Genomic DNA, 19888 nt, shown 5'->3' with positions numbered 1-19888 from the left:
CTTGTCAGCCGCGCCCTTGCCGCCTTTGCTCTTCGCGGGCCGCCGGAAACGGTGCCGCAAACTGCGGGAAAAGAAAAATCTGGAAAGAAAGGCGGACGCGCAAGCGCCGGTAGAAGCATGGAGAGACAAGAACTGGAAGAACTGCGGAACCGCGTCTCGTGCGCCGTCGTGCTGGAGCAGGCCGGCTTTGCTGTCGACGTGAGGAAGAGTACCCGCAAGGCGGTGAAATGCCGGCGCGGGGCGGAAATCATTATCGTCATTCATGAGGGGAGGGGTTGGTTCGATCCGCTGTCCGACGCGAAAGGCGACGTTTTCAGTCTCGTTGAACACCTTGACGGTGTGTCCTTCGTTACAGCGCTTGACCGTGTCGCCTCCTTGGTCGGTTTCACATCCAAAGAGCCGGTCTGGAACCGCCCGCCCCGCGATTCAGCGCCCACCGGTTCCATACCGCAACGGTGGGATAATCGGCGCAAGCCATGGAGGGGGTCGATGACGTGGCGCTATCTGCACGCCGAACGATGCCTGCCCGAGGCCATCATCCGCGAAGCCATCCGTCGTAATATGCTGCGGGAAGGCCCATATGGCAGCATGTGGGCGGCCCACGTCGACGATGAAAGTGTGGTCACCGGTTGGGAGGAGCGCGGTCCCGACTGGCGTGGCTTCTCGACCGGGGGTTCGAAGGTACTGTTCCGGTTTGGCTCCCCCAGCGCACTTCGTCTGTGTGTCACGGAAGCTGCGATCGACGCAATGAGCCTCGCCGCCTTCGAAGGGTTGCGGGAGGGTAGTCTTTATCTCAGCACCGGAGGAGGATGGTCGCCGACGACGGAAGCGGCGGTTCGCGTGCTCGCCGCGCGTCCCTGCGCCCGGATCGTCGCCGCCACCGATGCCAACAGCCAGGGAGAGACCTTTGCCACTCGCCTGCGCGGCATCGCCGATGAAGCCGGCTGCGACTGGTTGCGCCTCGCGCCATGGGCTGAAGATTGGAATGAAGCGTTGCGCGCTACCGATATGCCACCATGCCGTTGCGCACCGGTCTGATTAATGAAATCGATCCGTCGGTGGCGGTGACGCCGCGAGTAGGCGCAAACCCGCGCGGCCGTGGTCGAACATTTTGCCGGCGACCGCCTTGTTCTGCCGGCGCCTGGGTGGCGGTGGCGACCGCCTTTCCCGAACTGTTCACCGATTCCGAAAAACGCCAGGCTGACGGCATCTTGCGCAATGTCTACCCAGAAGCCCTGGGAGGCAAGACATGGTCGGGTTCTGCAGCCGGGTCCATGCTGGTGCAGGGCCGATTTGTCCTCCGAACATCCCCACGCGTTGCGGCGGCGATCGCCAAGAGCAGGAAGCGCATTTTGTGCAGGACGAGCCGGCCGAACCGCACTGACATCTCGACCTGCGCGTAAGGCTCGACCGGCGGACCGGCCGCGCGCCGCGACGAACATGAACGATGCCGTCCGGTGACCGGCAAAGACGTTGAGCAGCTTCCGGCTCAGTCCTCGGATGTGCTGCGGTCTGAACCGGACGACGACCTGGTCAAAGGCCGCGTGCCGCGCCGCGCAGCGGCAGGATCGACGCGCGCTTCGCAAGGCGCGGCCGCGTTTGCTGCAGACCGCGATGCGGTCCGCATCCCCCGCAACCCCACCCCGCTCGATCGCATCGCCCTGACCTTGGGCCAAGCCGCTTGCCCGGTTCGTGTCGACCGCACCCGAGGGACAGTGCCGGACAACGGCAGACCCGGGCTTCGCTCAACCACGCACAAGGACATCGATCATGACATTGCTCAACCGCTACTCCAAGGCCCGCCAAGCCGCACAACGCGCCACCACCCTCGAAATGGTCCGCCTTGCGTGCCCCGACGCGCCCCAGGCAAGCCGCATCTGCGAAAGCTTCGGCCTTGCCATCGTCGACAGCGACGGCATCCGCGAGCTTCACCGCAACCAGCTCATCGGCAGCGCCGAAGCGCTGAAGGAGGGCCTCGCCGAAAAGGCCATGCAGATCCATATGCAGCGCATCGTCGGCTCCTTCATCGGTTCCGCCTACGGCGCCGGGCAATTCTACAGCCGCGCGGTCACCGAGGCGCGTGACCTGACCATGAAGCTCTCCAACGACGACCGCAACGAAGATCTCGACGGCCCGGTCGGCTTTGACAGCCGCGCCCAGCGCAAGCGCGAATTCGCCGCCGGCATGGGCCTGCAGGCCCACGTCTTGCGCATGGCTGCCGAAGGCGCCGTATCAGCCTATGAGGACATCACCGGCGAGGCCTGGAAGCCCTATGAACGCACCGGCTCGGCGGTAGCGGCTCCATCGATCGACCAGAAGGCCGCGTCGCTGCAGATGTCGGCCTTCGATTGAACCGAAGGCGAAAACCCCTTCCTTCGTCCTGGTGAAGCCGGCGCGTTTTAAGCGCCGGCTCTTCTTGTCTTGAAAGCCATGTGCCGATCACGGTTCGTCCCGGTGAGCGGTCTAGCGTCGCCGGAGATGGACGGTCGCAACGGCCAAGCCGTCCTCCACTTCGTTTCGGCCCGTGCGCCAAGGTTCGAACATTCAATCCTGCCTCTCAGCGGGTGCGCCGCCTCCGGCCGCCGCTTCAACGACCGCCGTGACGATCCGCGATCGGCGCGGTTTGCAAGAGTGAGGACAGGACGATGAAGAAGGAAAAAAGAACCAGCGAGCAGCGCGTGGACGTCTATACGCGCATCACCGATAAGATGATTGCAGCATTGGACGAGGGCGTGCGGCCGTGGGTGCAGCCCTGGAACAACAGACATCTCGCCGGTCGCGTGTCCCGGCCATTACGCCACAATGGCGAGCCGTATTCGGGCATCAATGTGCTGCTTCTTTGGTCTGAAGCGATGGCACGCGGCTATACCTCTTCGACGTGGATGACGTTTCGTCAGGCGCAGGAACTCGGAGCCTGCGTCCGAAAGGGCGAGACAAGCTCGATGGTCGTCTATGCCAACCGCATCAGCAAAACCGAGACCGATGGGGCGGGAAATGAGATCGAGCGCGATATCCCTTTTTTGAAAGCGTACAGCGTTTTCAACGTTGAACAGATCGACGGTCTCGGTGACCGATATGCGGACGTGCCTGACGGCGGAATTGCGCAACGGATCGACAGGATCGCACATGCGGATGTCTTCTTTGCGCAGACCGGTGCAATTGTCCGTCACGGCGGCGACAAGGCTTTCTATGCGCCGGGCCCGGATATTATCCAGATGCCGCCAATCGAGACGTTCCGAGACGTCGAGAGCTATTATGCAACGCTGGCGCATGAAAGCGTGCATTGGGCCGGAGCGAGCCACCGGCTGAACCGCGATCTGTCCAGATATGCAAAGGATCGCACGGAGCGCGCGCGCGAAGAACTGATTGCCGAATTGGGCGCGGCGTTCCTCGCCGCCGATCTCGGTATGGTGCCGGAACTGGAGCCGCGCCCCGACCATGCAAGCTATCTCGCGTCGTGGCTCTCGGTGCTGAAGAATGACAAGCGCTTCATCGTCCAGGCCGCGGCTCAGGCACAACGATCTGTCGCTTTTCTTCATGATCTCCAGACCGTGCCACGACGGGATGCGGCCTAGCGATCGTTGCAAGACCGTGTGCGACTTCGTCGGAAATCGTCGCGTGCTCCTTGGGGCCGCGGGACGGCTCGGTCTCCCCCGCTTGCAAGCCGCTTCGCGGTCCTTGACCCCTACTTTGCCAAGGAGTTGCCGATCTCCGTCATCTAGATAATGGAGATCACATCATAACATCCAACCTGATGTTATATGCCGAACTCGTCGGCTTCCGGCTCATCGTCCTTGCAAACCGCCTCAGTTGCGATAACGCTTTTTCCCAGACGCTATGCGTTGGGTGCGCTCCGCCTGGCAAAAAAGCCGGATGGCGCTCTGATGCGGCCCGATCTTGCGGAGGCGGAAAAAATTGGTCGCGGTGGCTTTGGCATGTGGGGGGACCCAAGGGTGCGAGGCCAATGATAAATTCATTCATCATTGTTCAGCACCTGCCAAGTATTTCGGGATCGTTGCCGGAACCCTCCTGGGGACCACCACGGCACTGGCGGCGCTTGGCAGGGGCACAGCGCGTTTTCTTCAGCCTGCGGCTCGATTGTCTCGCGGTGCATATGCCTGATGCTATTGCGGAGCAGGGCGCCCGGCAGTTCAGGAGCCTCCAGCACACAGCAATGAGCCTCAGCAGGATGACAAAGGATTCAAGGAGCGTCCAATGATCCGGATCCTCGCACTTGCTTTGGCTTTGATCTTTGGATCGGGCAACGGCAGATCAGCTGACTTGCCCACTGGCTTGGTCCAGATCCAAACGGTCGGCCTTTACAAAATTACCGGCCGCGTGGCAGTCGTAGACGGACGAACATTGTGGTTCGTCAACCGGCGTATTCTCGTAAGATTGAACCAAATCGACAGTTGCGAGCTGCCGCAATGGGGCTTTGATCCGGAGCCGAACGACAATAGCAGATTTCTGTCCCCGGTGCCTTGCGGTGCTCTCGCCAAAGCTTGGTTAAAGCGGAGCATTGGTAGCAGCGCGGTTACCTGTCGAATAGTGCCCGTTCCCGACCCCAATGACCTGAGCGGAATTTGTCATGCCGGTGACATGGATCTCGCCGATGAAATGCTGCGGGTTGGTTTGGCGCGATTGACCCCAGCCTTTCCAAGCAACCCTCGCTATTTCGCAACGCAGCGACGCGCAATCGGCGCGCGTTATGGGATGTGGGCAACGTACGTCCTCGACATGACGGAGTGGCGTCAAAAGGCAGTGGACAGGACGCTCGGACGCAAACCACTTGCCGACACCAACCTGCTTTCCGAGCGCCAAAGCGAGATCACGCCTCCGTTCGCCGATGCACGCCGTCAACCAAGCCGCCGAGACCGGTAGGCCCTTCAACAACAGGTTTCAGGGGGACATTTTCCGTGAAATTTATCCTTGCATCAATGCTCGCACTCCCATTTGCGCTTTGTTTTACTTCGCCCTCGCAAGCCAGCGATTGGGGTTGTGAAGTCCTTTTGTGCGCTGCGTCTTCCAACCCGTCCTGGCAGGACCTCGCAAGCTGCCGCCCACCGATGTAGAAACTGATCACGGCCATGAAGAGGCCGGGGTTCTCGTGGCCGATTTGCCAGGGAGCCGGCACCGGTAAGCCCGGATATGAACGATACGCAGAGTGCCCGGAAGGCTGGCAGCCGATTGCCGGTGACAGTGTCCGCCATGAAGCCTCCGGGAAACTGCCCCAGTGCATGCGCCGCCAAACGACGTGCCGGCCCGGCGATCGTTCGTCGCGATACTCGGGTAGCCGAACGGTGGCCTCCGACGACGGTGTGACGCGGGTCTTCTCAGATGGTCGTTCCTGCGCCTTCACTGAATTCATGCAGAGGCCATTGCGGCGCGATCCGTATTATTTCGATATGAAGGAGGACATATCAGGTCAACTCACCCGGTTCTGGTTCAACTTGCGAAAATGACAGGTGATGCCGACCGCTAAACCTATCGTGATCGATAGCGCCTATTTGAATGAAATGCATAGCATTTGGGCGGCGTCGTGATGTATGACATCAGCGCAACGTTTTGGTGATTGGGGGAAATGACTAAGGATTTGAAAGAGCACATCGCGGAATTGGAACTGGTGCAAACCACTGATCCCGACAATGAAAAACCGGTTTACAGAAGACCAGGTTTCGACGGTATCGCGACATTTGGAGAACTGGATGACAGGCTCGGCGAAGCACTGCGGCGCTGTCGTCAAAAACAAGGTCTTAGCAGGGCGGACATAGCGATACTCGTCGGACTGAGCGAGCAGGTGTACGGACGCTATGAACGAAACTCATCTAAAATGACCGTCAGCCGACTGATCCACCTCAGCGAAGTCCTCGGCGCATCACCACTTTCCATGCTGTTCAGCACGGCACCTCACTTGTGGGGTAAGTCGGAAGTGGAAGCTGAACGCAGATTCCGGATAATGAAATTGCTGGAGGATCTTCCTGCAGAAACTATGGCTTCCGTCACAACGCTGCTTGAGACTGTTGCAGTTCTCCAGGCAAAGGTGGACGAGACTTAGGCGAGGCGGTTCGCAGCGTTACCGTTAAAGAAAACGTTCCACCGATCTCATGACTCGCGCCATGGTACTTTCATTCATGGAGGTTCGGGTCTTTGCCAGCATTAGACTAAGGTATATCAATTTCGATTGGGCTCCGTGGTTTGTAGACGGGCGGATGTCAATCAGCTGCTTGAGGAGGAACTGTTCTTCAAGGATTTTTATCGCGAGGATGTGTCTTGCCTCGCTTGCTGCGGGCACTTTCGTTTGAAACGCTTGAATAGATGTCGATAGACGAGCATGCCGATCCAAAATTGCCCAAAGCTCCTGGTCCATGCACTTTTCTAATATTCTTGCCGAGTCGTTGCGGGATATCGACTGCATGCCTGTTTCCCTACTCAAGCATGTGACTGCTATGATCAGAATGATGGATAGGGTTCAAACCGAGGGGGCCTGATCATCGGGTTCTCACCCACCTCGCAAGGTCGGTGTAAGGCTCCGGCTCATAGACGTATTCGAGAGGTATCGCAGGATAAACCATCAATGATAGATAACGCCGAAGATTCTCCCTGCTGTTGCTGGCCGCCAGACCATAGAAGTTTCCGCTGTTCCATGTGACGATGCAGTGGCTAAATTGTGCGTATATGGCGCTCGCCATCTCTGCCAAGGTAACTTGGCCGTCGTGCATTGTTGTGAGCACGAGCTTCGTCTTCCTCGCTATCTCCTTGGAGCCGAAGTAATGGGTCTTGAAGCCAAAATCCTTTTGAGATTCACGTCCCTGGTAGTCTCCGGGATCAACGGCCCGGAACTTCTCCAAGAGCAAGAGGATGCCGTCAGCCTTGAGATGTTGAGCGACAAACTCGATCTGCTTTTGCCGATTGGGTGAGTACATCTGAAACGTGGTGTCTTCCAGGATGAAGTCGAACCCTTCCGAAAACGGTTCAAGCTTTTTGTCGGAACGGAGGTGCTCCTTGGTCAACCGATGAAAGGGACCGAGGAAAAAGCTGGCGTAAGTGGGCTCACCAAAAGCCATAAAGCACTTGTAGTTCTCCTCGTTCGGGCTGCAAGACAAGGATCGGATATTCCCCCGGCTCAGCTCAGACAGCGTACGCGCCATCGTGCCTTCCGCAGTGCCAAGACTGTAGAGCAACACATCATTCGTGTTCAGTTGGCTGTATCGCAGGAGCGCATGTGCCATGCGGCATTCCTCCTCCAGGCGGTACGGAATACTGCTGTGATAGTGTTGGTCGAAGAAACCCTGGCGGCGTGAGTGTAGTTCGACGAAGCGATGGAGAAGTGTGTCATATGGCAAAAGCCGCGTATCGACGGCGGGTTTGCGAATAGGCATTCCACCCTTGCCGGCCGCGGTCTCCACAAAGAATCCGGCGAGTTTGTTCAAACGCGGGCCGCGGTCACATTCTGCGATAAAGTCCGTGAAAGCTGGCATCGTAGTACACCTCCATGATTGCACTTCAAGATATGATGCCGCCGGACTGTAAGAGGGTATTCCGCAGTCTAGTGCCGATCTGCCGCCAGCGCGTCGTCCGATAGTAGGTAGACGGCTGCTCGATAACGCGCTTTCACCGCCATGCCGTTTTTTCATGAAAGTGCCATCATCGACCAACCGTGGGTTGATCGCGGATTGTTTGGCAACCCAAGATTCATCTATAACTCGTTGTGACTAGTTAACTTGGATGGGATTGCCTCTTTGACGGAGACATATGACTTTCAACCTGATGAGGTCCGTCGATCGGATCACAGCACCCTCGTCCATCAACATATTAACTGGGGTATGGTTCGAGCGCACATCGTTAAGAGAACGGGGTTGGCACGTCAGGAGACGCGCATTGCGCCTGACCAGCACTCGTTTCTGATTAACCTAAAAGGCGGGGCACGGTCTGGTGAGGATTTCGTTGAGGGCCGTTCCGTTGGTTTCACCCCCCGCCGTCCGGGCTCCGTCGTTTTCGTACCTGCTCACTGTGAATGGAGCGGATGGGACGAGGGAGACGCCACCGGGTCGTATTTATTCGTCTCCGTCGATACCACGTTCATTGAGGAAGCCCTCGGTTCCAAGCATCTAACGGGGTTGAAGCCGGCCATCGGGTTTCGCGACAACATGATCGAGGACTCACTTCAAAGGATCGCGGCGGAGCTCAATAATCCCGATCCAATCAGTGTTACCATGGCTGAAAGCCAAGCCGTCCAACTGTTCGTACAGTTACTCAGACTCAATGGCGTTGGTTTGGAGCCAGCCAAAGGTGGTCTCTCACCGCTCAATCTCAAGCGTATAAACGCCATCATCGAGAGCCGACCGGCGAACCCGCCGAGCCTGGAGGAGCTTGTTCGAGAAATTGGCGTAAGTCGACGGCACTTTTTTCGCGCGTTCAAGCAATCTACAGGCAAAACGCCTCATTCATACGTTGCAGAACATCGGTTGAAACGCGCAGCCGATCTCCTTCGTACTACCGATCTTTCGGCGACCGACATTGCGCTGGGATGCGGATTTTCGAGTTCAAGTCACTTCACCGTTGCCTTCAAACAAGCCTTAGGCACCGGCCCGTCGGAGTTCCGCCGCCGGTGGCGCAGTTGATGCGCATGTCCAAGATTTTTTGGCACGATTTTGAAAGTCCGGCACAAATCAGAAAGCATGACGGTCGGAAATTGCCGTTGATACTTGCATAGCCATTTCCGAAAGCTGCCAAAATGCCCCGATCCTGTTCCGTCGCAGACCATGGATCGCGTTCGTTCAACTGGTATCTCGCGAGCGCGTTTGCTTCGGCCGTAGGGCGCAACGCGTACAACTTTGCTTGCGCCTGGATTCTCGTTGTTTCGGGATACGGCGTATCAGCCGTGGCGGTGTTTTTCGCATCTTTTAGCATGGCGGAACTGATCGCGAGCCCGCTCGCAGGATGGATGTCTGATCGCTACGATCGACGCGCTCTCTGTTTGATAGCCGACTTCGTTCGCTTCTTAGCCGCGTTGGCTCTGGGGGCAATCATGATTGCTACTGATTTGCGTTGGGCGATCTGGCTGTCGACAATTCCGTTCGCGGCATTCGACCGGATTGCACTTACGGCGTCTCAGTCAATGATACCATCCGTTGGCGCTGGTTTTCCCCTGTCGACAGCAAACTGCATCGCGAGCTTCTTGACGCAATTAGGAAGTTTGGTGGCAGCAGCGCTCACTGGTGTCTTGCTCTACGTCTGCACCCCGACGTTTACGCTCGCAGCAATTGCCGCGGCTTTTGCGATATCCGTATGCTGCATGTGTCTCGTCCGGCGAGAACCGCTCTCCCTTCAGGATGCACGAAATACAACCGAATCGGAACTGCTTATCGACCGCCATCTGTGCCGACTCGGCGCCATTTACGCACTTCTGTACCTCGGCGGCATGTTGGTAAGCGTTATTGGCCCGAGCTTCGTGTTTGAAGAACTTGAAGGCAGCGCAATAGATTTTGGACAGCTTGAAAGCGCTTGGTCCGCTGGTTCCATTCTGGGTGCTATACTTCTTATACCGCTGGTCCGGACCATAGACGTTCCGATCTTGCAATTGATAATCCTCGCCCTTACCGCTTTATCGTTTGCAGCTTTGAAAATGGTGGATTTGCCGTGGGCGCTACTCGCGTTTGCTGTACTTGGCGTACTCTATAATCTGGGCAGGGTTGCCGTTGAGGTGACACTTCAATCGAGCGTTCCACGATCGACCTTGGGGCGGGCAAAAGGCGCTTTGCATTGTACCGGGATGTTGCTCGGTTTGGTCCTTCTTGGAATGGGGGCGGTCGTTTCCGGTAAGATGAGTCCCTCCACAATATTCCTGGTATTTGCGGGGATCCTGGCTGTGAGCATAATCGCGCTCATCGTTTTTCGTGTCGATTGGCGCAACAAGGGCTGAATGCCGAAACGGCCCTTTCAACGCCGGGACGGCCACAAACAATTAGTCCTTTCCCGCGCATGGCGGCAGCTATGTGCTCGTCAGTGTCGCGTGAAGGATCATATCCGTTTCGACGACGCGGAATTCCACAACCGAGAAACGCGCGTCATCGGCAGCCGCAATGCCGTCCAGTCAGATTTCGCAACCGTCATGGCCGCCAACCGTTCGGGCAAGATCTCGACGGATGCCCTCTGCTCGGTGATTTTGCCGCAGTCCGCCTTTGCCGCAGCGCCTGCCCGAACTCGCTCTGATCCGGCGCCTATGACTGCATCCAGGAGATGATGTGTGCTGGAATCTTGCCGATGGCTCCGCCTGGGGAGTCAGATGATTCGTGCAACGTTGCACAACGTATCACGAAGTCGCGGCGTCGTTTCAATTCGCGGATCTTGAACATCGAAGGTATGCAGGATTGAACCCACCGTCAGGTGGGTTGTTGCAACGATCCTGAAGTCGCCCTTAACTCCTCGGAGTATATTTTCGGTCGTTCCGGGCGACAATATTTGCTGCACCGTAGTACACCGCCACGTTGCTACGAGCCAGCGTCATAAAAATCTTTGGTGTTATTGGTTCCCTATTCGTCAAGCTTCGGCTTTGTTCCCTGCAAATCCCGAACGGACCGCTTTAGTAGTTCCGCTGCTTCCACGCCTAGGGCCTCAGCCAGCCGGTCCACCACATCGATGCTGGCGTTATACACGTTGCGCTCCAAAGCACTGATATAGGTGCGATCGATGCCCGCCCGGTGCGCAAGCTCTTCCTGGGACAGGTCTTTCGCCTGTCGCAGAGTTCTCAGGTTGCGCGCAAATATCTCTCGGATTTCCATAACCACGAGAGCAGACTCTTGAAGAGTATTTAACCACGGAGTATTCTCGACAAACGACGGAGTCTGGAGGACCAGTTTGGTGGTTGAGTTTGGGCAAAGACGACTCGGCTTGGGTTCATCCTTCTCTTCGCGGTCGGCACTCAGCCGCCGCAAATTAGTAGGGATTGGACGCGCGAGCGGAATCCATAATGCGATGGCTGAGGTGTTCTTTCGACCATTCGGCCCCATACACCCGGATCCGATGGAGAATGACCGTTATCTTACGGGAATTGCCCGCCGACTTGCGACCGCGCCGTCTTGCCAAATGCATTGCCCAGCACCTCGCGGAAGATGGTCCGGACACGGCAGTTATCAACGGGGCATAGTGAGCATCGAGCGCAAAGTGCCGTCACCCGATTTGGTATGGGCCGTCGACCTCGATGCCGAGACCCTCTTGCTCAGTTGCCGATCCGCGGATCATTCGAAGGTTCAGTCGGGACGTACGGCGAGACTTTCATTTTACGGGGAGTGACAGATGCAGCACCGGAAGATCCAGCTGACGGAAAGGCGGCCGCACCCGCTTTACCCGCAAGCGTCCGCGAGCGAGGTTCCGCATGCTGCTGATCTTTATGTCGGGCGTCAGGTTGCCGCCGTGCGCATCCATTCCGACGTAACGCAGGCCGAGCTTGCCCGCGCTGTCCAGGTAAGCCCGCAGCAACTCCAAAAATATGAGAACGGCAAGAACCGCATCAGTGCGTCCATGCTGTTTGAAATCGCGACATTCCTCGGCGTGCCCGTCGGGCGTTTCTTTGAAGGGCTGCCGGGCAATGCAAGGCCGGAGGGCGAGGTGGCCTCGCTCCCGGTCGACGAGCGGATCACATTCATAGCAAGCAGTGAGGGGCGGCGGCTGATTGAAGGGGTGATGCGGCTGCCTCCCCGCACGCGCCGCCGCGTATCCTCGCTCATTGCTGCCCTTGGCGAAGAATTTTCTGCTTTGGAAGGGGACAAGAGGGGCCATGCGCCGAAGACTGAGAATGGGCACAGCGGGGCACCGGACACATATGGGGCAGGGCGGATGGGTTCTGCATCCGATGAGGATCGGGGATGAACATGACGATCTCCGGGCCACAACCTGCCTTCAAGGTCGGTGACTGCCGGACAACCTCCCGTGAGCAGAGGACCTGGCACCGCGTGGAGGCCGACCTTGTCCGGCGCAGCGGGCTTGCCAAGGAGGAGACGGCGATCACCTCCAGCCGGCACGTTGTCCTTCTCAATGTGCAGGGCAACTCCGAGCGCGGTGAATACTTCATAGATGGCAGGAACGCCGGGTTTGTGCCCCGAAAGCCCGGCGCAATCCTGTTTGTTCCCGCCGGATGCAGCTGGCGGGGTTGGGAAGCCGGCGCCTCGACAGCGGCCTATCTGTCAATCCAGGTCAAACCGGCGCATGTGGCAGAGCTTCTTGCCGGGGTGCCGCTCGACGCGCTACCGTCGCTTTCGCCGGATCTCGGCTTCGAGGATCCCATCATCCTCAACGCAGCGCGCGGGATAGGCGCAGAGATGCGTGACCGCAATCCTCTCAGCGCCATGCTTGTGGAGAGCTATACGGCCACAATCTTCGCCCAGCTGATGCGCAGGCAAAGATATCGGCCCTCTGTGCGCAAAGGCGGGCTCGCCCCGATGAACCTTAACCGGGTGATTCAGAGAATTGACGACGACCTCACGGCTGACTTGTCGCTTTTACAACTGGCCGACCTTGCCGGTTTGAGCGTTCCGCACTTTTGCCGGGCGTTCAGGCAAACGCTTGGCTGTCCGCCCTATGCCTTTATTATCCGGCGCAGGATCGAGCGGGCAAAGGACTTTCTGCGCCATTCCTCGATGCCGGTCACCGATATCGCCCTGTCATGTGGCTTCTCCAGTTCAAGCCATTTTTCCAATGCCTTTCGGCGGGAAGTGGGTACGACCCCCGTGGCATATCGCGGCAGCTGGCCGTGCAAAGCATAGCAATGATTTACTGATCAGATCCCGCACCTGCATCAATTTACTGCAAGCACCCTCGCGTTTGCTGTCGCATCTTCGCGAAAAACAAACGAGGGTCTCCAGTGCATACGCAATCGGATAACGGTAAATCTCAGCCCCTTATTTCTGATATGAACGCCCCGCTGCGCGTCAAAAATCTGAAGAAGCGCTTTGGTACGCTCGAGGTCCTCAAAGGGATTTCCATGACCGCGCAGCGCGGCGATGTGATCTCCATCTTGGGAAGCAGCGGGTCGGGAAAAAGCACGTTTCTGCGATGCCTGAACTTTTTGGAAGAGCCCAGCGAAGGTGAAATCTGGATCGCCGAGAGACGTGTCAGAATGAGCGGTAGTCGGGCGCGCCGGCGGGAGGTCAACGCTCTGCGCGCCAGACTGGGGATGGTGTTCCAGCACTTCAACCTCTGGCCATGGAAGACTGTCCTCGAAAATATTGTTGAAGCACCGGTCCAGGTCCTCGGCATCGCCAAACAAGAGGCATGCCTTCGGGCAGAAGAGTTGCTCCTGAAAGTGGGCCTCGCCGATAAACGTCACGCTTATCCGGCTCATCTTTCCGGCGGGCAACAACAAAGGGTGGCGATCGCGCGTGCTCTGGCAATGCAACCGGACATCCTTCTCTTTGACGAACCGACCTCCGCGCTGGATCCTGAGTTGGTCGGAGAGGTGTTGAAGGTCATTCGCTCGCTCGCCGATGAAGGGCGTACGATGCTCATTGCTACCCACGAACTTGGATTTGCCCATCACGTGTCCAACCGCGTCGTATTTCTCTATCAGGGACAGGTCGAAGAGGAGGGCAATCCGGACCAACTTTTCAGCAAGCCCTCCTCACCGCGGTTCAAACAGTTCCTGTCGGCACATTTCGGGGAACGTGGCCAATGACAGAATTGCAAGGCTTTGGCGATCAAATCGCCCTTGGCGCATTGACTACACTTCGCACAGCAGTCACCAGTCTGGCGCTGGGTATCGGCGTCGGTCTGTGCGGAGCCTTGGCCAAACGCAGCCGGTTTCAGATTATCCGGTGGCTCGCTGACTGTTACACCACGATTGTTCGCGGTGTTCCCGAACTTCTCATCATTCTTATCCTGTACTTTGGCGGCACCGTTGCGCTGACAACGGTGTTCGGTCGCTACGTCGAGGTCGATGCGTTCGCCGCCGGCGTATTTGCACTGACGATCGTTTTTGGAGCATACGCGACCGAAGTCTTCAGGGCTGCCATTCAGGGGGTGCCTTCAGGACAGATTGAGGCGGCTCAGGCTCTTGGTCTGTCGAAGTTTTGCGTGTGGCACCTGGTGATTCTCCCGCAGATGTGGCGTTACGCGTTGCCTGGCCTCGGTAACCTTTGGCTCACACTGCTTAAGGATACGGCGCTGATTTCCGTGGTCGGCCTTGAAGATCTGATGCGCAAGACCAGTATCGCTGCGGGGTCAACCCATGACCCCCTGAAGTTCTATTCGATCGCTGCCGGTCTCTATCTGTTGTTCACCTCCGTTTCGCTGATCGGCCTGACATGGCTTGAGCGACGCGCCGATCGCGGCGTGCGGTTCGCGCAATGAGAGTGTTGTCATGAACCTGCACCTCATTGTCGACGTTCTGCCCCTGCTTTTCGAAGGGATGCTGCTCACGGCGCAACTGACGGCGGCTTCCGTTGCCATCGGCCTTCTCATTGCGGTTCCACTTGCGCTGTTGCGAACATCGCCGTCTTCCGTTCTTTCCTATACCATTCTCCTCTACACGTTCGTGTTCCGTGGCACCCCCCTGCTGGTACAACTATTTCTCATCTATTACGGCGCCGGCCAGCTGGAGTGGATACGCTCAAGCGCCGCCTGGCGTATATTGAGAGAGCCTTACTGGTGCGCACTCATCACATTCTCCCTGAACAACGGCGCCTATACGACGGAGATTTTGCGTGGAGGAATTCGGGCGGTTCCCTCTGGTGAAATCGAAGCTGCAAAAGCACTCGGAATGTCCTACGCGTTGCGCATTCGACGGATCGTTCTTCCTGCCGGCTTTCGGCTCGCGCTTCCGGCATACGCAAATGAGGTCGTCTTGATGCTGAAGGCGAGTTCTCTCGCCAGCACCATCACTCTCATGGAACTGACCGGCACGGCGCGGAAGATCGTGGCGCAGACCTTTTCTCCTTACGAGGTCTTCATAGCGGCGGCCCTGATCTATCTCGGATTCACATTCCTGATCGTTCATCTCTTTGGCCGATTGGAACGGCATATGGCAAAGCATCAGCAACGCGCCGGACTTAAGAACAACAGCCGATCACGCGTCAGGGCGGCCGCAAAAATATCCGCATCGCAGAAAGTGGCACCATGAGGACCGTTCCGGTGCCCCTATCAGGCGTACGCGCTGCAGATCAGGCCAGCGCCGCAATGTTGCGCGGTTGCTGGTACGAGATCGACCTTGATGCCATTTGCCACAACTACCGGCAACTCCGCAGCCATCTGCCTTGCCACGTCAAGGTCTATGCCTGTCTTAAACGCAACGCATATGGGTGCGGCGCTGGGCCAGTCGCTTCGGCTTTGGCCAAGGAGGGTGTCGATGGTTTCGCGGTGGCTTCTCTGCTCGATGCCATCGCTATTCGCCAGGAAGGCCTATCCCAGCAGCTTCTGCTCTATCCGGGTGCCCTGCCTGCGGCCGCGCCGACAATTCAGTCGCTTGATCTGACCGTCAGCGTTTCGAGTATTGAAGAGCTGGAGCAATGGCGGGCTGCCATCACGAGACCGCGTGTGTTCATAAAAGTCGACCTTGGGTTCTTCCGAGCTGGCGCCACGCCTTTCGACGCGGGTAAACTTCTGGCCGCAGCGGCAGGTCTTGCCGACGTGCAAGTCGAGGGCATTTACGCCCACATGAGCGAGCTGCCGACCAAGCAAGGCTCAGATGCGAATAAGCAATTCGATCGAATGCAGGCGATCTTGCGCGAGGCCAGCGGTTTCGGCTGGCGCCCCGCTGTGGTCATGATGACCAGTACAGAGGGCGTGCTAAACCATCCGGACATGGACTTCGATGCCGTTGATCCAGGAGCGCTGTTTTTTGGGCTTCCAGAGTCCGACAAGCCGACCCGCCCGGTCATGCTGCGCCCGGCACTGAAATCCATTTGTTCAAGCCTGGTTTCGGTCAAGCGCCTCGATGCTTCCCTCGGACCCGCGCCGACCATTTTCGGGAAGAATCCGGGGATCCTCGGGGTGATTGGCATGGGCTGGGGAGACGGGCTTCCCAGGCAGATTCCAGGCGGCGCGGTGGGCCTCGTGCGGGGGCAGCGAGCCCGGTTGCTGCCTCCCGCCCATCTTGAACACATGCGTATCGACTTAACCGATGTTCCAGACGCTCGCTATGGGGATCAGGTCGTGCTGCTCGGCCGTCAAGGGGATCAATCCATCACCCATGAAGAAGTCGCCGCCCTCTGGGGGACCGATATCGTCGGCCTTTATGCGCAGCTCAGAGATCATATCCCGAGGATTTACAGCGCAAGGCAAACTGACAAGGGGACACACAATGAATAGGTTCAAACTACCACTGTCTTTACTTCTGGCTGCCTTGATTGTGGGGCAGGCGCGTGCCCAGGACGGCAAAACGATCAGGATCGCCACTGAAGGCGCATTTCCACCCTGGAATTCAGTCGACACGTCTGGAAAACCCGTGGGCTTTGACATCGATGTCGGCACGGCGCTTTGTGAGCGGGCCAAATTAAAATGCGAATTTGCGACGCAGGCATGGGACGGTATCATTCCCGCTCTGAACGTCGGCAAGTTCGATGCCATCATGGCGGGAATGTCGATCACCGAAAAAAGAAAGGAGGTTATCGCCTTCTCAAAACCCTATGCCCTGACCTCCAATTACTTCGTTGTCAGAAAGTCGCTCGGTCTTGCCGAGATGGCCAGCCATCTGAAAGTCAATCTCTCGTCCGAGGCGGAAGAGGAGAGAGGCATTCTGCAAGCCCTGAAGGACGCACTCAACGGAAAAATCATCGGCGTGCAGGGATCGACGAACGCCGAAGCATTCGTCCGGGAGTATTTTGGCGATGCCGTTGATATCCGGACATACGATACACAGGACAATCTGAATCTTGATCTGGTTGCAGGCCGCATTGATGCTGGATTGGCAGACTACTCCGTCTGGAAGGCTTTTCTCGAGTCCAAGGACGGTGCGATGGCAGCGCTCTACGGCCCGAGAATTTCGGGCGGCCTCTTCGGTCCAGGGGTCGGCATCGGCTTGCGCAAGCAGGACAAGGACCTTGCCGAACGGTTCAATGGTGCTATCGAAGTAATTGAAGCGGATGGTTCGCTGAAAGCGATAAGCCTCAAATGGTTCGGTGCGGATCTGGTGTCGAACTGAACCAGCATTTGCGATTGGTTTGGCCAGGGGTTTGCAAGCGACGAGCAGCAAAGTGCATCGGGATAGGAAATCGCAAGGTGGTATCAACCCCGGTGACGCTGTAATTTCAGCCCGTCTGACCAGCTGACCAATCAAGGCGCTGCTTGAACATCGGTGTCGCCCCCAAGGATTTTTGTGTACGTGCGACTTTGCAAGGCATCTTTCCAGACCCGCATCGTCAACGATCATCTCTTGATCCATGCCAACCGATTGAGTGGCCCCCATGAGGAAGACACAGGTTTTGATCCGCGCGCGCTTCCATCAGCGACGCATACTGCCGGGGAATGAGGCGGAACTTTTTATAAAGCTGCGCACAGCAAAATTCCCGTTAACCTTTAATTGCTTGACGACTCACGCAGACTCAGTTGAATTTACGCTTTAATCGCAGAAATTGGATTTAGAGCGTGTATGTTGTCTCCAGCTGAAAAAGACCAGAGTCACCGGACCGGTAAGAAGGTGCGCTCGCTGACGCGTCTGATTGAGGCGGATGCTGACCTGCTCAGCGCCCAATTGCAAGAGTTGCGCTCGCGCGCTTTTCCGCCGACAGCCGTGAAGGAATTGCGCAAATTCACCTCCGGCGAGGCGGCCAAGCTCATCGGCATCACCGACGCTTATATCAGGCATTTGTCATTGGCGGGCGAGGGTCCCGAAGCGGAAAAGACATCCGGCGGGCGCAGGCTCTATTCGCTTGAGCAGGTGCATGAAATTCGCCGCTATCTGGCCAAGTCGAAGAAAAGCTATCTGCCGGTTCGTCAAGGCAATGAACATATGCAGGTCATTGCCGTCACCAATTTCAAAGGCGGTTCCGGCAAGACGACGACCGCGGCCCATGTCGCGCAGTACTTTGCCATGCGCGGTTATCGGACGCTGGCGATCGATCTCGATCCGCAGGCATCACTGTCAGCCCTGTTCGGCATCCAGCCGGAATTTGATCTGGAAGACAACGACACGATTTATGGCGCGATCCGCTATGACGATCAGCAGCGTCCCCTCGCCGACATCATTCGCAAGACGTATTTTCATGGACTCGATATCATTCCGGGCAATCTGGAGCTGCAGGAATTCGAGCATGACACGCCGCGCATCCTTGCTGAAAAGCGTCGCGGTGCCGAGCGGCTGTTCTTCTCGCGCATTGCGGCCGCGCTGGCGACAGTCGATGATCGCTATGACGTTGTTGTGCTGGACTGCCCGCCGTCGCTGGGCTTCCTGACGCTATCGGCACTGTGCGCGGCGCGCAGTGTCCTTGTCACCATCCATCCGCAAATGCTCGACGTAGCGTCCATGTCGCAGTTTTTGCACATGACAGCAGGATTGCTCGACGTCGTCGAGCAGGCGGGCGGCGATGCAGATTATGATTTCTTCCGCTACGTCATAACCCGCTATGAACCGAGCGACGGGCCGCAAGGCCAGATCGTCGGCTTGATGAAGAGCCTGTTCGGCGAGCGCGTGCTGACCAACGCCTTGCTGAAGTCGACGGCCATTTCCGATGCGGGGCTGACCAAACAGACGCTCTATGAGGTCGGCCGCGAATATTTCACCCGCGTCACCTATGACCGCGCCATCGAAGCCCTTAATGCGGTCAATCTCGAGATTGAGGATCTGGTGCGCGAAGCATGGGGCAGGTCGCCATGAACAAACGCAGAGATGCCTTGAAAGCCATGATGACGCCGATCAACGAGGCGTCGCAGAACGAACACCGCCTGGCGAAACCGGCGCAGAAGTCCGGCTCTCTGAAAGCCATGGGCCTGTCGCTGCAAAGTCTTTCGGACGATGCCGAGGATGCGCAGACTCTGCGCGCCCAGCTTCAGTCCGGCGAATACGTTATCGACATCGAGCCTGATCTGATCGATGTCTCGTTCATTCGCGATCGCCTTGATGATCTCGATACGGCGGATTTCGACGACCTGAAGGCAAGTATCGAGGAGCACGGTCAGCAGGTTCCGATCCTGGTCAGGCCCAGCCCGCAAGACGACAATCGCTATCAGGTCGCCTATGGCCATCGTCGCCTTGCCGCGTTGCAGGCTCTCGGCCGCCCGGTGAAAGCGGTCGTGCGCGATCTTTCCGATGAGGATCTGATCGTTGCCCAGGGCAAGGAAAACCTCGAGCGCAAGGACCTGTCCTTCATCGAGCGGGCTCTGTTCGCAGCCCGGCTCGAGGCGCACGGCATTGAGCGGCATGCGCTGATGGCGGCACTGTCGGTTCATAAAGGCAATTTGTCGACCATGATCGCTGTGGCCAACTCGCTGCCGCTGGATTTGATCCAGGCGGTCGGAGCTGCACCCAAGGTCGGCCGGCCACGCTGGGAGCAGCTGTCGCAGCTGCTGCAGGCAACGTCCGGATCCTGGAAGGAGCGGGTGGATATGCAGCGCTTCATGCGGCTCGACAGCGATGCGCGATTTGCGCTGCTCCTGAAAAGCCTGACACCGAAGCGGAAATCCGGTCCCTCTATCTATCCGCTAAAATCCAGCGAAGGCGTGCCCTTTGCCAGGATAGAGCAGAACGACGGCAAGACGAAAGTGATCGTTGACGAGGCAACAGCGCCGGAGTTCGGCCACTATCTGATAACGCATTTGCCGGAAATCTACGCTGCGTATCTTCGCAGTGAGGCGAGTGAACCGCGTATGAGACAACTCTAACTGGAGAGAGATCACAAAAGAAAAGGCCCCCGAAACAAGTCCCGGAAGCCCTCTCAAAGTCTAAGCAGCTTGAGAATCGCAT

Annotated in this window: 20 protein-coding genes; 18 read left to right on the top strand and 2 right to left on the bottom strand. The window is 57.7% G+C overall.

What is annotated here, in order from left to right:
* The first annotated feature begins 117 nt into the window (after positions 1-117).
* The 6 genes from N8E88_RS08965 (at position 118) to N8E88_RS08940 (ending at position 6055) form a co-directional block, all read left to right on the top strand.
* A complete protein-coding gene (locus tag N8E88_RS08965; RefSeq protein ID WP_262292389.1) occupies positions 118-1038 on the top strand; it encodes a DUF3991 and toprim domain-containing protein in 921 nt (306 codons plus the stop codon).
* The gene (locus N8E88_RS08960; RefSeq protein WP_262292213.1) at positions 1017-1403 is read left to right on the top strand and encodes a hypothetical protein; all 387 of its coding nucleotides are present in this window, start codon (positions 1017-1019) and stop codon (positions 1401-1403) included. The genes N8E88_RS08965 and N8E88_RS08960 overlap by 22 nt, the downstream gene beginning before the upstream one ends.
* Positions 1404-1770: 367 nt before the next feature.
* Positions 1771-2352, top strand: coding sequence for a hypothetical protein (locus N8E88_RS08955; RefSeq protein WP_262292212.1), 582 nt, complete (start codon positions 1771-1773; stop codon positions 2350-2352).
* Between the two features lie 293 nt (positions 2353-2645).
* A complete protein-coding gene (locus N8E88_RS08950; protein WP_262292211.1) occupies positions 2646-3575 on the top strand; it encodes an ArdC family protein in 930 nt (309 codons plus the stop codon).
* Positions 3576-4215: 640 nt separating this feature from the next.
* A complete protein-coding gene (locus N8E88_RS08945; protein WP_262292210.1) occupies positions 4216-4881 on the top strand; it encodes a thermonuclease family protein in 666 nt (221 codons plus the stop codon).
* Positions 4882-5581: 700 nt separating this feature from the next.
* Entirely contained in the window at positions 5582-6055 is a 474-nt protein-coding gene (locus tag N8E88_RS08940; RefSeq protein ID WP_262292209.1) for a helix-turn-helix domain-containing protein, read from the top strand.
* A gap of 433 nt (positions 6056-6488) precedes the next feature.
* Here N8E88_RS08940 and N8E88_RS08935 read toward each other — a convergent pair whose 3' ends face one another.
* Positions 6489-7478: a class I SAM-dependent methyltransferase gene (locus N8E88_RS08935; RefSeq protein WP_410010589.1), complete on the bottom strand. Its 990-nt coding sequence runs from the start codon at positions 7476-7478 to the stop codon at positions 6489-6491.
* A 378-nt stretch (positions 7479-7856) separates the two neighbouring features.
* On the opposite strand from N8E88_RS08935, the gene N8E88_RS08930 reads away from it, so the two are divergent.
* The 3 genes from N8E88_RS08930 to N8E88_RS31510 all read left to right on the top strand — a co-directional run bounded on the left by N8E88_RS08930 (position 7857) and on the right by N8E88_RS31510 (position 10243).
* Positions 7857-8621, top strand: a complete 765-nt coding sequence (locus N8E88_RS08930; RefSeq protein ID WP_262292207.1) for a helix-turn-helix domain-containing protein — start codon at positions 7857-7859, stop codon at positions 8619-8621.
* A 113-nt stretch (positions 8622-8734) separates the two neighbouring features.
* Positions 8735-9922, top strand: coding sequence for an MFS transporter (locus tag N8E88_RS08925; protein ID WP_262292206.1), 1188 nt, complete (start codon positions 8735-8737; stop codon positions 9920-9922).
* A gap of 90 nt (positions 9923-10012) precedes the next feature.
* Positions 10013-10243 carry an MDR/zinc-dependent alcohol dehydrogenase-like family protein gene (locus N8E88_RS31510; RefSeq protein WP_315975235.1) on the top strand — a complete coding sequence of 77 codons (231 nt, stop codon included), beginning with the start codon at positions 10013-10015 and terminating at the stop codon, positions 10241-10243.
* A 289-nt stretch (positions 10244-10532) separates the two neighbouring features.
* Here N8E88_RS31510 and N8E88_RS08915 read toward each other — a convergent pair whose 3' ends face one another.
* Positions 10533-10781: a type II toxin-antitoxin system RelB family anti-toxin gene (locus N8E88_RS08915; protein ID WP_262292388.1), complete on the bottom strand. Its 249-nt coding sequence runs from the start codon at positions 10779-10781 to the stop codon at positions 10533-10535.
* A gap of 514 nt (positions 10782-11295) precedes the next feature.
* Here N8E88_RS08915 and N8E88_RS08910 point away from each other — a divergent pair.
* The 9 genes from N8E88_RS08910 (at position 11296) to repB (ending at position 19806) form a co-directional block, all read left to right on the top strand.
* Positions 11296-11868 carry a helix-turn-helix domain-containing protein gene (locus N8E88_RS08910; RefSeq protein ID WP_262292205.1) on the top strand — a complete coding sequence of 191 codons (573 nt, stop codon included), beginning with the start codon at positions 11296-11298 and terminating at the stop codon, positions 11866-11868.
* On the top strand, positions 11865-12761 hold the full coding sequence (locus N8E88_RS08905) for a helix-turn-helix domain-containing protein (protein ID WP_262292204.1): 897 nt from the start codon (positions 11865-11867) through the stop codon (positions 12759-12761). Before N8E88_RS08910 ends, N8E88_RS08905 begins: the two co-directional genes overlap by 4 nt.
* 146 nt (positions 12762-12907) lie before the next feature.
* Positions 12908-13669: an ABC transporter ATP-binding protein gene (locus N8E88_RS08900; protein ID WP_262292387.1), complete on the top strand. Its 762-nt coding sequence runs from the start codon at positions 12908-12910 to the stop codon at positions 13667-13669.
* Positions 13666-14343 carry an ABC transporter permease gene (locus tag N8E88_RS08895; protein WP_262292203.1) on the top strand — a complete coding sequence of 226 codons (678 nt, stop codon included), beginning with the start codon at positions 13666-13668 and terminating at the stop codon, positions 14341-14343. The genes N8E88_RS08900 and N8E88_RS08895 overlap by 4 nt, the downstream gene beginning before the upstream one ends.
* Positions 14344-14353: 10 nt before the next feature.
* Positions 14354-15112 (top strand): ABC transporter permease, encoded by a 759-nt coding sequence (locus N8E88_RS08890; protein WP_262292202.1) that lies wholly within the window; start codon positions 14354-14356, stop codon positions 15110-15112.
* Complete coding sequence (alr, locus tag N8E88_RS08885) at positions 15109-16299, top strand: alanine racemase (RefSeq protein WP_262292201.1); 1191 nt, start codon at positions 15109-15111, stop codon at positions 16297-16299. Before N8E88_RS08890 ends, alr begins: the two co-directional genes overlap by 4 nt.
* The gene (locus N8E88_RS08880) at positions 16292-17131 is read left to right on the top strand and encodes a transporter substrate-binding domain-containing protein (protein ID WP_262292200.1); all 840 of its coding nucleotides are present in this window, start codon (positions 16292-16294) and stop codon (positions 17129-17131) included. The genes alr and N8E88_RS08880 overlap by 8 nt, the downstream gene beginning before the upstream one ends.
* Before the next feature lie 447 nt (positions 17132-17578).
* Entirely contained in the window at positions 17579-18802 is a 1224-nt protein-coding gene (repA, locus tag N8E88_RS08875; RefSeq protein WP_262292199.1) for a plasmid partitioning protein RepA, read from the top strand.
* Positions 18799-19806 (top strand): plasmid partitioning protein RepB, encoded by a 1008-nt coding sequence (gene repB / locus N8E88_RS08870; RefSeq protein WP_262292198.1) that lies wholly within the window; start codon positions 18799-18801, stop codon positions 19804-19806. The genes repA and repB overlap by 4 nt, the downstream gene beginning before the upstream one ends.
* Positions 19807-19888: the final 82 nt, after the last annotated feature.

The organism is Phyllobacterium zundukense, assembly GCF_025452195.1.
GTDB classification, from domain to species: domain Bacteria; phylum Pseudomonadota; class Alphaproteobacteria; order Rhizobiales; family Rhizobiaceae; genus Phyllobacterium; species Phyllobacterium zundukense_A.
The sequence above is the reverse complement of the archived record's forward strand: the minus strand, read 5'-3'. Positions and strand labels throughout refer to the sequence as shown.

Bases quoted from the DNA above. Each gene is read 5' to 3' on its own strand.
- N8E88_RS08940 (WP_262292209.1), top strand. From the start codon at position 5,582: ATGACTAAGGATTTGAAAGAGCACATCGCGGAATTGGAACTGGTGCAA.
- N8E88_RS08915 (WP_262292388.1), bottom strand. From the start codon at position 10,781: ATGGAAATCCGAGAGATATTTGCGCGCAACCTGAGAACTCTGCGACAG.
- N8E88_RS08935 (WP_410010589.1), bottom strand. From the start codon at position 7,478: ATGCCAGCTTTCACGGACTTTATCGCAGAATGTGACCGCGGCCCGCGT.
- repB (WP_262292198.1), top strand. From the start codon at position 18,799: ATGAACAAACGCAGAGATGCCTTGAAAGCCATGATGACGCCGATCAAC.
- N8E88_RS08895 (WP_262292203.1), top strand. From the start codon at position 13,666: ATGACAGAATTGCAAGGCTTTGGCGATCAAATCGCCCTTGGCGCATTG.
- N8E88_RS08960 (WP_262292213.1), top strand. From the start codon at position 1,017: ATGCCGTTGCGCACCGGTCTGATTAATGAAATCGATCCGTCGGTGGCG.
- N8E88_RS08880 (WP_262292200.1), top strand. From the start codon at position 16,292: ATGAATAGGTTCAAACTACCACTGTCTTTACTTCTGGCTGCCTTGATT.
- alr (WP_262292201.1), top strand. From the start codon at position 15,109: ATGAGGACCGTTCCGGTGCCCCTATCAGGCGTACGCGCTGCAGATCAG.
- N8E88_RS08925 (WP_262292206.1), top strand. From the start codon at position 8,735: ATGCCCCGATCCTGTTCCGTCGCAGACCATGGATCGCGTTCGTTCAAC.
- N8E88_RS08890 (WP_262292202.1), top strand. From the start codon at position 14,354: ATGAACCTGCACCTCATTGTCGACGTTCTGCCCCTGCTTTTCGAAGGG.
- N8E88_RS08905 (WP_262292204.1), top strand. From the start codon at position 11,865: ATGAACATGACGATCTCCGGGCCACAACCTGCCTTCAAGGTCGGTGAC.
- N8E88_RS08900 (WP_262292387.1), top strand. From the start codon at position 12,908: ATGAACGCCCCGCTGCGCGTCAAAAATCTGAAGAAGCGCTTTGGTACG.
- N8E88_RS08950 (WP_262292211.1), top strand. From the start codon at position 2,646: ATGAAGAAGGAAAAAAGAACCAGCGAGCAGCGCGTGGACGTCTATACG.
- N8E88_RS08945 (WP_262292210.1), top strand. From the start codon at position 4,216: ATGATCCGGATCCTCGCACTTGCTTTGGCTTTGATCTTTGGATCGGGC.
- N8E88_RS08965 (WP_262292389.1), top strand. From the start codon at position 118: ATGGAGAGACAAGAACTGGAAGAACTGCGGAACCGCGTCTCGTGCGCC.
- N8E88_RS08910 (WP_262292205.1), top strand. From the start codon at position 11,296: ATGCAGCACCGGAAGATCCAGCTGACGGAAAGGCGGCCGCACCCGCTT.
- repA (WP_262292199.1), top strand. From the start codon at position 17,579: ATGTTGTCTCCAGCTGAAAAAGACCAGAGTCACCGGACCGGTAAGAAG.
- N8E88_RS08955 (WP_262292212.1), top strand. From the start codon at position 1,771: ATGACATTGCTCAACCGCTACTCCAAGGCCCGCCAAGCCGCACAACGC.